This is a genomic window from Microbacterium sp. MDV22-iso44 (genome assembly GCF_058629135.1).
Genome location: NZ_JBZVWS010000002.1, coordinates 701,907 through 713,985 on the forward strand (window position 1 = coordinate 701,907; position 12,079 = coordinate 713,985).

The following is a 12,079-nucleotide window of genomic DNA, read 5'->3' on the forward strand; positions in this document are numbered from 1 at the left end:
TCGATGCACCGGGCACCGCCGACGCCGGGCTCAGTTGCGGGGGTCGCCCAGCGGCAGCACGCGCGAGCCGAAGTCGAGGATCGTGTAGCGACCACAGCGGACGGGCGTCGCGTCGAACGTCGAGACACCGGCGAAGGGGACGGTCGCGGGATCCTGGATCAGGAACGTCACCGGTCCGCGACGTTCGGCGCGGTTGACGAGCCAGTCGTAGGGGCGCATCGTGTTGTCGACCTGCACCAGGCGCGACGGGTCGGTGAGGGCGAGTTTCGGCGCGCGCACGGTCCAGAACTGCCCCGCACCGGTGCGGCCGGATGCCTCGACCCAGCGGGTGACGCACGCGAGATCGGCGTCCGGGCGGCTCGCGGCGGCGACGGTCACGGGAACCGCGGCGATGGCGGCGACGGCGAGCGCGCCGGCAAGACTCGCGCTCAGGGCGCGAGGGACCGACCGGACGGGTGGCGCCACCGCGAGCACCACCACCGGCAGGAACACCCACGGCTGCAGATAGCGATCGGCGTCGGTGCCGGCCACGACGACGAGGGCGGTCGCCGCGAGCGGCGCGACGACCGCGAGGACGCAGACGGCCGCGACGACGCCGTCACGCCGACGCCACGACCGCACCGCGACGACGACGCTCGCCGCGAACAGGGCGAGCACCACGGCGAGCCAGAGGAGTCCGTTCACGGAGACCACCGTGTCGCCGAGCACACCGGCGAGACGGGCGAGCGCGTCACCCGCCTGGTCGGGGCGCAGGTAGTTACCGCCGGCGGCGACGATGTTCGCGGCGAAGAACCCCCGCAGCAGGTACCCGACCGCCGCCGCGCCCGCGACCGCGAGCAGCGTCACGAAGGCGAGACGCGGGACGATCCTGCGCCCGACAAGCAGGATGCCGACGGTCACCGCGACCGGTCCGACGCACCACACGACGAAGAGGGGATTCGTGAGGGTCGAGATCGCGACGACGCCCACCATGACGGGCACGACACGAACGGCCGGCGCGCCGTCCAGCAGCCGCCGGAACAGACCCACGGTGACAAGAGTGCCGACGACCGTCGCGGAGTAGTAGGTCGTCGTCGCCGTCAGCAGCGCGAGGTGGAACCCCGGCATCCCGTCGGGCCCTTCGAGGAGGACCAGCGCGACGAACGCCGCGAACGCGAGAATGCTCCCCGTCACGGGCCGCGAGCCCGGCCGGGAGCGCCCGGCGACCAGGCGGATCCCGCCGTACACGGCGAGGAGGTTGACCACGGCGTTGAGCGTGAGCGTCCCCGTCGTGCCGAGCCCCAGGAACGACAGCGCCGCGTAGACCGTGGTCTCGGGCAGGAAGAGCACCGGCGACAGCGCCCAGTCCTGCGGATCCCCGCGGCGCAGTGAATCCGCCATGAGCGCGACGACGACCGAATCCCCATCGCGGTACAGCAGCCACGAACTCGTCGAGGCGACGACGGCCACGGCGATGAGCGCGAGAGCCAGCGCCGCACCCCATCCGGCCGCCTCGGCGGCACGCCGCTGCATCATCCCGGGCCGCATCATCACCGCTCAGCACACCAGATTCGCCCCGGCGGCACCAGTCGGAGCGTGACGGATGCACGGCGGCCGGTACAGATGTGACAAGACGCGGCCCCGAACGCCACATCGCCCCCAGCGGCCGGACATCCGTCACCGTGCGGGCCGCGACCTCAGCCCAAGAACCCTCGCAGCAGCGCCTCCGACCCGGCGAGGTGCTCGAGCACGGCGGCCTCGGCCGCGTCCGCCCGCCCCGCCAGGATCGCCGCGACGATCCGCTCGTGCTGCGCGTCGGAATGCTCGATGTTGCGCGGCAGCAGCGGGAACGTGTCGAGCCAGGCGTTGATGCGCGCCCGGTTCTCGACGACCAGCGGCAGCAGCGACGGGATGCCGCTGGCCTCCGCGATGGCCAGGTGCAGCAGCGAGTCGAGCCGGCGGTACTCCCCCTCTGCGGCTCCGACGGTCGCGCGGTGATGCTGCTCGAGCGCGGAGCGGGCGGCATCCGTCAACTCCTGCGATGCAGCGGCCCGGGCGGCGCCCGCCTCGAGCACGCGGCGCAGGCCCAGGATGTCTTCGAGTTCGGCCGCGTCGACCGGGCCCGCGGGCACGGGGAGGGGATCGGCCACGAACGTGCCGCCGTATCGCCCCCGCCGCCGCACCACGTAACCGGCGTCGGCGAGCTCGCCGATCGCCTGCCGCACGGTGTCACGGCTCACGCCGTAGCGCTCGGCGAGCTCGCGCTCCGAGGGGAGGGACTCCCCCGGCGCGACCACGCCGAGCCGCACGGTCTGCACGAGCCGTGCGACGGTGTCCTCGAGCGCGTTGCCGCCGCGCACCGGTCGGTAGACGGTGCTGCCGAGATCCGGCGACGACGCGGCCGGGATCACAGCGGCGTCACGTAGGCGTTGGTGATGCCGCCGTCGACGACGAACGCGTTCGCGGTGATGAACGAGGCGTCGTCCGAGGCGAGAAAGGCGACGGCGGCGGCGAGTTCTTCGGGCTCGGCGAAGCGGCCCATCGGCACGTGCACGAGCCGTCGCTGCGCACGCTCGGGGTCCTTCGCGAACAGCTCCTGCAGCAGCGGCGTGTTCACCGGTCCGGGGCAGAGCGCGTTGACGCGGATGCCCTGCCGGGCGAACTGCACGCCGAGCTCGCGGGTCATCGCGAGGACGCCGCCCTTGGAGGCGGTGTACGAGATCTGCGAGGTGGCCGAGCCCAGCAGTGCGACGAACGATGCCGTGTTGATGATGGAGCCCTTGCCCGCCGGCACCATATGGCGCAGCGCGGCGCGCGAGCAGAGGTAGACGCTCTTGAGGTTGACGTCCTGCACCTTGTCCCACGCGGGCAGCTCGGTGGTCTCGATCGAGTCGTCATCGGCGGGAGAGATGCCGGCGTTGTTGAAGGCGATGTCGACCGAGCCGAGGTCGGCGGCGACCCCGTCGAAGAGCGCGTCGACGGATGCCTGGTCTGCGACGTTCACCTGGCGGAAGACGCCGTCCACCTCGTCGGCGGCCTTCTGGCCGGTCACGGGGTCGAGGTCGGCGATGACGACGCGGGCCCCCTCGGCGGCGAACCGGCGGGCGGTCGCGAGGCCGATGCCGCTGGCACCGCCGGTGATGATGGCGACGCGGTCGCGCAGGCGCTGGGTGAGGTCCATTCGGGGAAGTCCTTCCGGGTCAGGAGGTGGCGTAGAAGACGTTCTTGGTCTGGGTGAAGTGCTCGGCCGCGTCGGGTCCGAGCTCGCGGCCGAGGCCCGAGGCCTTCATGCCGCCGAAGGGGGTCGTGTAGCGGACCGACGAGTGCGAGTTCACGGACAGCACGCCGCTCTGCACGCCGCGGGACACGCGGATGCCGCGGCCAAGGTCGCGTGTCCAGACCGATCCGGCGAGCCCGTAGACGGTGTCGTTCGCGAGGGCGATCGCGTCGGCCTCGTCGTCGAACGGCAGCACCGCGACGACGGGTCCGAAGACCTCCTCGGTCGCGATGCGATCGCCGCGGTCGGCGAGCACGACGGTCGGAGCGAACCAGAACCCGTCACCCTCGGGGGCGGCGCCGCGGAAGGCGACGTCGGCACCGTCGACGTACCCGGCGACGCGATCGCGCTGTGCGGCGGAGATGAGCGGGCCCATCTCGGTCGACTCGTCGTTCGGGTCGCCGACGCGCCATGCGGCGACGCCGGGCTCGACGAGCTCGAGGAACCGGTCGAACACCGAGCGCTCGACGAGCAGGCGGCTGCGGGCGCAGCAGTCCTGCCCGGCGTTGTCGAAGACCGAGCCGGGGACGGCCGCGGCGGCCGCCTCGAGGTCGGCGTCGGCGAACACGATGTTAGCGCTCTTGCCGCCGAGCTCGAGCGTCACGGGCTTGAGCTGGCGCGCGCAGCCCGCGGCGACCTCGGTGCCGACGCGGGTCGACCCGGTGAACACGACTTTGCGGACGTCGGGATGCGTCACGAGCCGCTCGCCGACGACAGGGCCGGCACCGGGGATGACGGTGAAGACGCCGTCCGGCAGCCCCGCCTCGAGTGCCAGGTCGCCGAGACGCATCGCGGTCAGCGGGGTCATCTCGGCGGGCTTCAGCACGACGGCGTTCCCGGCCGCGAGCGCGGGGGCGAATCCCCACGCCGCGATCGTCATGGGGAAGTTCCACGGCACGATGATCCCGACGACCCCGTACGGCTCGTGGTAGGTCACGTCGAGCCCGCCGGCGACGGGGATCTGGCTTCCGATCAGGCGTTCCGGCGCACCGGCGTAGTAGTTGAGCACCTGCGCGACGTGCGAGGCCTCCCACCGGGCGGACGAGATCGGATGCCCCGCCTCGAGCACCTCGAGCTGGGCGAGTTCCTCGACGTGGTCCTCGACCACGCGCGCGAAGTTCCGGAGCGCATCGGCGCGGGCGACGGGGGCCAGCTCGGCCCACGCGCGCTGCGCGCGGACGGCGCGGGCGACCGCGGCATCCGTCTCCTCCACCGAGGCGAGCGCGACGTCGCGGACGGCGGCGCCGGTCGCGGGGTTGAGGACGGTGAAGGCGCTCATGCGGAGACTCCCCGGTGCGAGGCGGCGTAGGCGTCGGCGGCGGCGACCAGGCCGAGGAAGAGGCGCCGATCGGCGGAGTTCTCCTCGGGGTGCCACTGCACCGCGACGAGGTAGTCGTCGCCCGGTGTCTCGAACGCCTGCACGAGCCCGTCGTCGGTACGGGCGGTGACGACGAGCCCCTCGGCGAGGCGGTCGACGCCCTGGTGGTGGTAGCTGTGGACGCCGTAGGGACCGGCGCCGATGAGGCCCGCGAGCTTCGTGTCGGCATCCACCTCGACGGTGTTCTCGGCGAAGACCCCGCCGCCGATCTTGTAGCGCTCGGTCCCGACGGCTTCGGGAAGGTGCTGATGCAGCGTGCCGCCGTAGGCGACGTTGATGAGTTGCAGTCCGCGGCAGATGCCGAAGACCGGGATGCCGCGCTCCCGCGCGCCGGCGAGCAGGGCGAGCTCCCACTCGTCGCGGTCCGCGCGGGCAGGGTCGGTGAGCGGATGCCGGGGCGCACCGTACAGCTCGGGCTGCACGTCGAGTCCGCCGGTCAGGATGAGTCCGTCGAGTCCGTCGAGCACGACCGCCGCCGCGGCCTGGGCCGACGGCTGCGGCGGAAGCAGCACGGCGACGCCGCCCGAGGCGGTCACGGCGTCGAAGTACTGCTGCGGCAGGAAGCTCGCACGGACGTCCCACACCCCCTGCACCGCGCGCTCGAGGTAGGTGGTGAGTCCGATGACGGGGAGGCGACCGCCCGCGGGATCAGAGACGTTCGAAGCCACGGATGCGCTCCCAGTCGGTCACGGCGGCGTCGTAGGCGAGGACCTCGACTCGCGCCTGGTGCAGGTAGTGGGCCACGACCTCGTCGCCGAACGCGGCGCGGGCGATCTCGGAGGCCTCGAACAGGTCCGCCGCCTCCCGCAGCGTCGTCGGCAGGTGATCGACGTCGGAGTCGTAGGCGTTGCCGGTGAGCGGTGCGGGCAGCTCGAGCTCGTGCTCGATGCCGTGCAGACCGCCCGCGATGATCGCCGAGATGGCGAGGTAGGGGTTGACGTCGCCGCCCGGCACGCGGTTCTCGACTCGCAGCGACGGCCCCTTCCCGACGACCCGGAGCGCGCACGTGCGGTTGTCGACGCCCCACGCGATGCCCGTGGGGGCGAAGGAGCCCTTCGCGAAGCGCTTGTACGAGTTGATCGTCGGCGCGTAGAGCAGCGTGAACTCCTTCAGCGTCGCGAGGATGCCGGCGATCCAGTGCTCCATGAGCGGGCTGAACCCGTGCTCGCCGTCGCCCGCCATGACCGCTTCGCCGTCCTCGCCGCGGACCGACAGGTGGATGTGGCAGCTGTTGCCCTCGCGCTGATCGAACTTCGCCATGAAGGTCAGCGATTTGCCGTGGGCGTCGGCGATCTCCTTCGCCCCGTTCTTGTAGATCGTGTGCTGGTCGGCGGTCTCGAGCACCTCGGCGAAGCGGAACGCGATCTCCTGCTGCCCGTCGTGGCACTCGCCCTTCACGCCCTCGCAGTAGAGACCGGCACCCTCCATGCCACGGCGGATGTCGCGCAGCAGCGGCTCGAGACGGGTCGTGGCGAGCAGGTTGTAGTCGACGTTGTAGTCGGTGGATGCCTGAAGTCCGACGTAACGCTTGGCCCAGGCATCCCGGAACGAGTCGTCGAAGACGATGAACTCGAGTTCCGTACCCGAGTAGGCGACGAGACCGCGGTCGGCGAGCCGCTGACGCTGCGCGTTCAGGATGCCGCGGGGCGACTGGATGACCGCACCGCCGCGCACGTAGTCCAGATCCGCCATGACGAGCGCGGTCGCCGGCTGCCAGGGGATGCGGCGGAGCGTCGCCATGTCGGGGCGGAGCACGAGGTCGCCGTAGCCCTTGTCCCAGCCCGACATCTCGTAGCCGTCGATCGTGTTGACGTCGACGTCGACCGAGAGGAGGTAGTCGCAGACCTCGGCGCCGTGCCCGGCGACCTCGTCGAGCCAGAAGCGGCCCGCGACGCGCTTGCCGACGAGGCGTCCCTGCGCGTCGGGGAAGGCGACGATCACCGTGTCGATCTCGTCGGCAGCGATCGCATCGGCGAGTTCGTCCACCGTCAGGTTTCCGGGCATCCGTGGTCCTTCCGTCGTGCACTGTGCGGGATCGTCGTGGGGCTGTAACGAGAACGCTACATCCCAAAGGTAGACATGGCATACCAATAGACGCCACACTCTTCCGCAAGGCGTGAGCCAGCGCGCCGACCCGACGGCGCGCCTCGCGCCGACCCGCAGCCAGGAGGTCTCATGACGAATCCGAGCACCACTCCCCCCGCGACCGGCGGCGTGCGCTACGCCCGAGCCGAAGAGGGCTACTTCGAGAAACGCACCCTGAAGCGCTCCGCTGGAGTCTGGGGGCTCTGGGGCCTCGCCGTCGCCGCCGTCATCTCGGGGGACTTCTCGGGGTGGAACTTCGGCATCGGCTTCGCCGGTTTCGGCGGCATGCTGATCGCCTTCGCCGTGCTCGTGCTCATGTATTACGGACTCACCTTCTCGATCGGCGAGATGGCCGCCGCGATGCCGCACACCGGCGGCGCCTACTCGTTCTCGCGTTCCGCGATGGGGCCGTGGGGAGGGCTCGCGACCGGTCTCGCGGAGACGATCGAGTACGTCGCGACGACCGCGGTGGTCGTGTACTTCTCCGGCTCCTACGCCGACAAGGCGCTGAATCTGCTCACGGGGGTGAGCCTGCCGCCGTGGCTGTGGTGGGTCATCCTGTACGCGCTGTTCATCGGCCTCAATGCCGCCGGCGCGGCCGTCTCGTTCGGCTTCGCAATCGTCGTCTCGGTCATCTCGATCGGCATCATCGTCGTCTTCGGCGTGATGGCCCTCGCGTCGAACACGTTCGACTGGAACTCGCTCTGGAACATCACCCCCGATCCTGCGGCATTCGGTTCCTCGGAGTTCCTGCCGCACGGCATCGGTGCGGTGCTGCTCGCGCTGCCGTTCGCGATGTGGTTCTTCCTCGGTATCGAGGAGCTCCCGCTGGCTGCCGAAGAGTCGCACAACCCCGCCCGCGACATCCCCCGCGCCGGCCTCTGGGCCCGTGGCACGCTGATCGTGACGGGCCTCATCGTCCTGTTCCTCAACACAGGCGTCCTCGGCGCCGAGGCCACGGCGCCGTCTACGGAGCCCCTGCTCGAAGGGTTCCAGGCGTTCCTGCCCGATCAGGCCGCCGCGATCCTGTCATTGTTGGCCCTCATCGGCCTGTTCGCCTCGCTGATGGGCATCATGTTCGCCTACGGACGCAACATGTACTCCCTCTCGCGGGCCGGGTACTACCCGCGCTGGCTGTCACTGACCGGCAAGCGTCAGACCCCGTGGGTCGCGCTCACGTTCGGTGCCGTGCTCGGCTTCATCGCCCTCGTGATCCTGCAGGCCGCGGGCGGCGACGCGAGCCCGGCCGGCGCGATCGTGCTGAACATCGCGGTGTGGGGCGCCGTGGTCGCGTACTTCCTGCAGATGGTGTCGTTCATCATCCTGCGGAAGAAGTTCCCGAACGCCGCGCGGCCCTACAAGAGCCCGTGGGGGTTGTTCGGCGCTTATTCAGCGGGCATCATCGCCGCGATCGTGTTCATCGGGCTGCTGTTCAACGAGGCGTTCCTCCTGGCGATCGTCGCGATCATCATCGTCTACGTCGTGATCTTCATCGGCTTCGCCGTCTACGGCCGCAAGCGCCTCATCCTCTCGCCAGAGGAGGAGTACGCGCTCTCGGGCGGCCTGCACGGAGACCCGCAGCGCGAGGGCTACGACGCCATGGAGAAGGACGTCTTCGGAGACACGCGCTCCTGATCGACCCGGACGGGCCGGGTGCTGCTGAGGGCGCACCCGGCCCGTTCGCACGTGCGGCCCTGTTCGCGGATGCAACGGATCGTGCGCGACACGCCGGTGACGGCGACGCGGATGCCGGGTGTCGCCCGGCATCCCGTTGCATCCGCTGACGGGCTCAGCGGCCCCTGCACCCGCGGAGGTAATCGACCGTCCGGGTCACGTTCTCGTCGAGGCTCCGCATCGAGTCGACGGTGATCCGTTCGTCGTCCCATCCGTCGAAGCCCGGCGTGCGCGCCCGGACCTCCTCCCAGGTGGGTTCCGGGAACCCCTTCAGCTCGCGCCGTCTGTTCTCCAGGCGGCGTCGGTGCTCCTCCGGGTCCGCGCAGACCACCTCGACGAACGCGACCTCGACCCGTTGCTCGTCCGCGAGTGAGCGCCACTGCCGGCGAGCGAGTCCGGCGTCGTTGACCGCGTCGAGGATGACGTCACCGCCGATGCGGAGCTGCTCGCGCGCGAGGTCCTCGGCGACGACGTACGCCGCGAGCCCGGTAGGCTGATCCCGGTCGACGCCCGCGCGCCACAGCGCGGCCTCGATGGGATCGACAGGCAGGACGGTACACCGCAGCTCGACGGCCACCCGCGCCGCGAGGGCGCTCTTCCCCGTTGCCGGGAGCCCTGCCATGACGATGAGCATGGCCCCATCCTGCAGCACGCGCCCGCTGCCGCCGGCGTCCGCGGATGCAACGGATCCTGTGCGACACGCCGGTGACGGCGACGCGGATGCCGGGTGTCGCCCGGCATCCGTCGCATCGGTGGACGCGGCCACCCCTGGACCCCGCCGACCCCGGGGCTAGGGTGTGGGCATGAGCCATGCCGGAGCGGGGATGCCCCTGCGCGACTATCGCATCCACCGCTACGTGAACGCGTTCTGCCCGACGTGCCACGAGGAGGACCCCGACCGGCCGCTCAGCGAGGTGCGACGATTGTCGGGGTGGCTCGCCGACCGCGACGGCACGATCTGGCTCGAACGCGGATGCCCCGACCACGGGCTCGTGCGCACGCTGTACGACGAGTCCGCCGAGATCCTCACCTACCTCGAGCAGTGGACCGCGCCGACGAAGGTGCACGGACCCGACACGATGGGCAACTTCAAGCCCGTGCCCTCGGCCTACGAGGACGGGCTGCCGCAGATGCAGACGCAGCACACCTGCATCCTGCTCGAGGACCTGCTCGACCACTGCAATCTGAAGTGCCCGACCTGCTTCGCGGAGTCGAGCCCTGCCGCCTCTGCGATCGCCCCGCTCGCCGAGGTGCTCGCCTCGGTCGACGCGCGCCTCGCGAAGGAGAACGACCGCATCGACGTGCTGATGCTCTCGGGCGGCGAACCGACGCTCTACCCCTGGCTCGAGCAGCTGCTCGAGCACCTCGTCGCCCGTCCGATCGTGCGCATCCTCCTCAACTCCAACGGCCTCCGCATCGCGCAGGACGACGCCTTCGTCGAGGTGCTCAAGAAGCACCGCGAGCGGGTCGAGGTCTACCTGCAGTACGACGGCGAGTCGGCACAGGCATCCGCCTTCCACCGCGGCGCCGACATCCGCCGGTTCAAGGAACGCGCGATCGAGCGGTTGTCGGATGCCGGCGTGTTCACCACGCTGACGATGACGGCGACCCTCGGGGTCAACGACGGCGAGATCGGCGCGGTCATCCGCCGCGCGATGGCGACGCCCTTCGTCGGCGGCGTGACGATCCAGCCCGTGTTCGGCTCGGGACGCTCGTCGGGCATCGACCCGAACGACCGCCTCACCCACACCGGTGTGCTGAACCGGCTCGGCCCGCAGACGGACGGCGAGGTCACGTGGCGCGACCTGACCGCCCTGCCGTGCAGCCACCCGCACTGCTGCTCGGTCGGCTATCTGCTGAAGGACGACGCCGGCGAGTGGAAGTCGCTCGTCGGCCTCATCGGGCACGAGCGACTGAAGGACTTCCTCGACTTGCAACCCGACATCCTCGCCAACCGCATCGCCGACAGCAACGTGAACAAGGCGATCCGCGAGGTCGTCAAGGGGTCTCTGCTCGACCTGCTGAGCGAGCAGTCGTCGTTGTCGCATCCGTCGATGAGCTCGATCTGGCGCGACATCTGTCAGAACTGCGACCTCGGCATCGGGACGCTCGCGACCCTCGCCGCGTCGAAACTTCCGGGCCAGCATGCCCGGCTGCGCAAGATGATGGGCGAGCGGGTCCTGCGCGTGACGGTGAAGCCGTTCATGGACATCAACACGATGATCGAGGAGCGCCTCACCCAGTGCTGCGTGCACGTCGCGACGGTGAACGAGACGACGGACGCGCACCAGTGCGCCCCGTTCTGCGCCGTGCAGGCGTGGGCGCCGCTCGGCCGCACCCGCCTGTCGACCGCGACGGGTGGTCGACGCCAGATCCCGGTGAGCGCGTCGTGAGCGCCGCGGGATTCGGTCACCTCAATCAGCGCGACGAGAGCGTCGCCGATCCGGTCGCCCCGTTCGACCCGCTCCGGCTGTGCGTCTTCGCGACGATCGCCGCCATCGCCGCCGTCGCCGGTCCGCTCGCGGTCGCCGTCTTCGCCGGTGTCGCGATCGCGGGGTACGCTCGCGCACGTCGGGCGGGGCTGCTCCAGTCGCGCTGCAGACTCGGCGACACCCGCCTCGTCCTGGTCTACCTGTGCGTGCTCGAGGTGCTCGCCCTGGCGGCGATTCCGCTGTGGATCCTGCTCTGGATGCGGCTGCTGGGCTGACCTGTGTTCCCCCTGCTGAGCGACCTCGCGCCCTGGCTGCCGCCGATCGACACGCACGCCGTGTTCGTGGGTCTCGGGCTGCTCGCCGCGGGAGTCGTCTTCCTCGTCGAGAAGCGTCGCCGCGGCGTCACCGACCCGCGGATCGCCTATCTCGTGCTTGGAGCGCTCATGGGCGCGGCCGTGCTCTCGCGGCTCGGCACCTGGGCCCAGCACCTGGATCCGTCGAAGAACCTGTCGCTCATCGATCAGCTCGCCTACGGCAACGCGTCGATGCTGTCGGCGCTCGTGGGCGCGTGGCTCGGCGTCCACGTCGCGAAGCGGATCGCGCGGTACCCGGATCGTTCCGGCGATCTCTTCGCCCCCGCCGTCGCACTCGCCATGGCGATCGGGCGGATCGGATGCCTCCTGACCGAGCAACCCGGAACCCCGACCGGCGGCGGGTGGGGCATCGTCCTCGACCCGGCCGCGGCCGCGCGGGTCGGGGCGCCCGCGGGTGTGCCCCTGCACCCGAGCTTCGTCTACGAGATCCTCTTCCATGCGGCCGCGTTCGCGGTGCTCTGGTTCTGGCTGCGACACCGGCCCATCGCGCCGGGCGAGACCCTGACGCTGTACATCGCGGCGTACGCCGTGTTCCGCTTCGCGGTCGAGTTCGTCCGCGGCAACGACGTCGCCTGGATGGGGCTCACCCGGCCGCAGCTGTTCCTCGCCGTGACGATCCCCCTGCTGCTCGCCCGCCTCGCCTGGATGGCCGCGCGCGGGCGGTTGCGCCTGAGTGAAACCCCGCCGATCGGAAGGATGGCCGCCGATGTCCCCCGAACCTGATCGTCCCGAGGACGCCGACCCGACTCCTCCCCCGCAGGGCGGTCCGCAGGGCGGTCCGCCGGCCGTGCCGCCGGTTCCGCCGGTCGCGCCGCCCGGCGACCCCGCCGGACAGCCGCCCGCCGGTCCGCCGCACCCGACCCCGCCGCAGGCCGGGCCG

The 12,079-nt window shown here is 71.0% G+C and carries 11 protein-coding genes; 4 read left to right on the forward strand and 7 right to left on the reverse strand.

The genetic code is table 11. The features are described 5' to 3' along the window. Nucleotides 1–30 precede the first annotated feature (30 nt). From AC4NN1_RS10140 to AC4NN1_RS10165, 6 genes are all read right to left on the reverse strand, one after another. Nucleotides 31–1,515 (reverse strand): hypothetical protein, encoded by a 1,485-nt coding sequence (locus tag AC4NN1_RS10140; RefSeq protein ID WP_491955197.1) that lies wholly within the window; start codon nt 1,513–1,515, stop codon nt 31–33. A gap of 161 nt (nt 1,516–1,676) precedes the next feature. Continuing rightward, nucleotides 1,677–2,390, reverse strand: a complete 714-nt coding sequence (locus AC4NN1_RS10145) for a FadR/GntR family transcriptional regulator (RefSeq protein ID WP_491955198.1) — start codon at nt 2,388–2,390, stop codon at nt 1,677–1,679. Next, nucleotides 2,387–3,160, reverse strand: coding sequence for a 3-oxoacyl-ACP reductase (locus tag AC4NN1_RS10150; RefSeq protein ID WP_491955199.1), 774 nt, complete (start codon nt 3,158–3,160; stop codon nt 2,387–2,389). The genes AC4NN1_RS10145 and AC4NN1_RS10150 overlap by 4 nt, the downstream gene beginning before the upstream one ends. Before the next feature lie 19 nt (nt 3,161–3,179). After that, nucleotides 3,180–4,535 carry an aldehyde dehydrogenase family protein gene (locus AC4NN1_RS10155; protein WP_491955200.1) on the reverse strand — a complete coding sequence of 452 codons (1,356 nt, stop codon included), beginning with the start codon at nt 4,533–4,535 and terminating at the stop codon, nt 3,180–3,182. Next, a complete protein-coding gene (locus AC4NN1_RS10160; RefSeq protein ID WP_491955201.1) occupies nt 4,532–5,302 on the reverse strand; it encodes a gamma-glutamyl-gamma-aminobutyrate hydrolase family protein in 771 nt (256 codons plus the stop codon). Before AC4NN1_RS10160 ends, AC4NN1_RS10155 begins: the two co-directional genes overlap by 4 nt. Beyond that, entirely contained in the window at nt 5,283–6,638 is a 1,356-nt protein-coding gene (locus AC4NN1_RS10165) for a glutamine synthetase family protein (protein WP_491955202.1), read from the reverse strand. Before AC4NN1_RS10165 ends, AC4NN1_RS10160 begins: the two co-directional genes overlap by 20 nt. Nucleotides 6,639–6,809: 171 nt before the next feature. Between AC4NN1_RS10165 and AC4NN1_RS10170 the strand changes: the two genes are divergently transcribed. Next, nucleotides 6,810–8,354 carry an amino acid permease gene (locus AC4NN1_RS10170; RefSeq protein ID WP_336125721.1) on the forward strand — a complete coding sequence of 515 codons (1,545 nt, stop codon included), beginning with the start codon at nt 6,810–6,812 and terminating at the stop codon, nt 8,352–8,354. Between the two features lie 154 nt (nt 8,355–8,508). Here the strand turns inward: AC4NN1_RS10170 and AC4NN1_RS10175 are convergent, their stop codons facing one another. Next, nucleotides 8,509–9,027: a P-loop nucleotide/nucleoside kinase family protein gene (locus tag AC4NN1_RS10175; RefSeq protein ID WP_491955203.1), complete on the reverse strand. Its 519-nt coding sequence runs from the start codon at nt 9,025–9,027 to the stop codon at nt 8,509–8,511. A gap of 169 nt (nt 9,028–9,196) precedes the next feature. On the opposite strand from AC4NN1_RS10175, the gene AC4NN1_RS10180 reads away from it, so the two are divergent. The 3 genes from AC4NN1_RS10180 to AC4NN1_RS10190 are packed head-to-tail and all read left to right on the forward strand — an operon-like array spanning nt 9,197 to nt 11,922. After that, nucleotides 9,197–10,786, forward strand: coding sequence for a radical SAM protein (locus AC4NN1_RS10180; protein ID WP_491955204.1), 1,590 nt, complete (start codon nt 9,197–9,199; stop codon nt 10,784–10,786). Continuing rightward, nucleotides 10,783–11,100: a hypothetical protein gene (locus AC4NN1_RS10185; protein WP_491955205.1), complete on the forward strand. Its 318-nt coding sequence runs from the start codon at nt 10,783–10,785 to the stop codon at nt 11,098–11,100. The genes AC4NN1_RS10180 and AC4NN1_RS10185 overlap by 4 nt, the downstream gene beginning before the upstream one ends. Before the next feature lie 3 nt (nt 11,101–11,103). After that, nucleotides 11,104–11,922: a prolipoprotein diacylglyceryl transferase gene (locus AC4NN1_RS10190; RefSeq protein WP_491955206.1), complete on the forward strand. Its 819-nt coding sequence runs from the start codon at nt 11,104–11,106 to the stop codon at nt 11,920–11,922. Nucleotides 11,923–12,079 lie beyond the last annotated feature (157 nt).

Excerpts from the sequence above, each read along its gene's own strand:
- AC4NN1_RS10140 (WP_491955197.1), bottom strand. The coding sequence starts at position 1,515 with ATGATGCAGCGGCGTGCCGCCGAGGCGGCCGGATGGGGTGCGGCGCTG.
- AC4NN1_RS10150 (WP_491955199.1), bottom strand. The coding sequence starts at position 3,160 with ATGGACCTCACCCAGCGCCTGCGCGACCGCGTCGCCATCATCACCGGC.
- AC4NN1_RS10155 (WP_491955200.1), bottom strand. The coding sequence starts at position 4,535 with ATGAGCGCCTTCACCGTCCTCAACCCCGCGACCGGCGCCGCCGTCCGC.
- AC4NN1_RS10165 (WP_491955202.1), bottom strand. The coding sequence starts at position 6,638 with ATGCCCGGAAACCTGACGGTGGACGAACTCGCCGATGCGATCGCTGCC.
- AC4NN1_RS10170 (WP_336125721.1), top strand. The coding sequence starts at position 6,810 with ATGACGAATCCGAGCACCACTCCCCCCGCGACCGGCGGCGTGCGCTAC.
- AC4NN1_RS10175 (WP_491955203.1), bottom strand. The coding sequence starts at position 9,027 with ATGCTCATCGTCATGGCAGGGCTCCCGGCAACGGGGAAGAGCGCCCTC.
- AC4NN1_RS10180 (WP_491955204.1), top strand. The coding sequence starts at position 9,197 with ATGAGCCATGCCGGAGCGGGGATGCCCCTGCGCGACTATCGCATCCAC.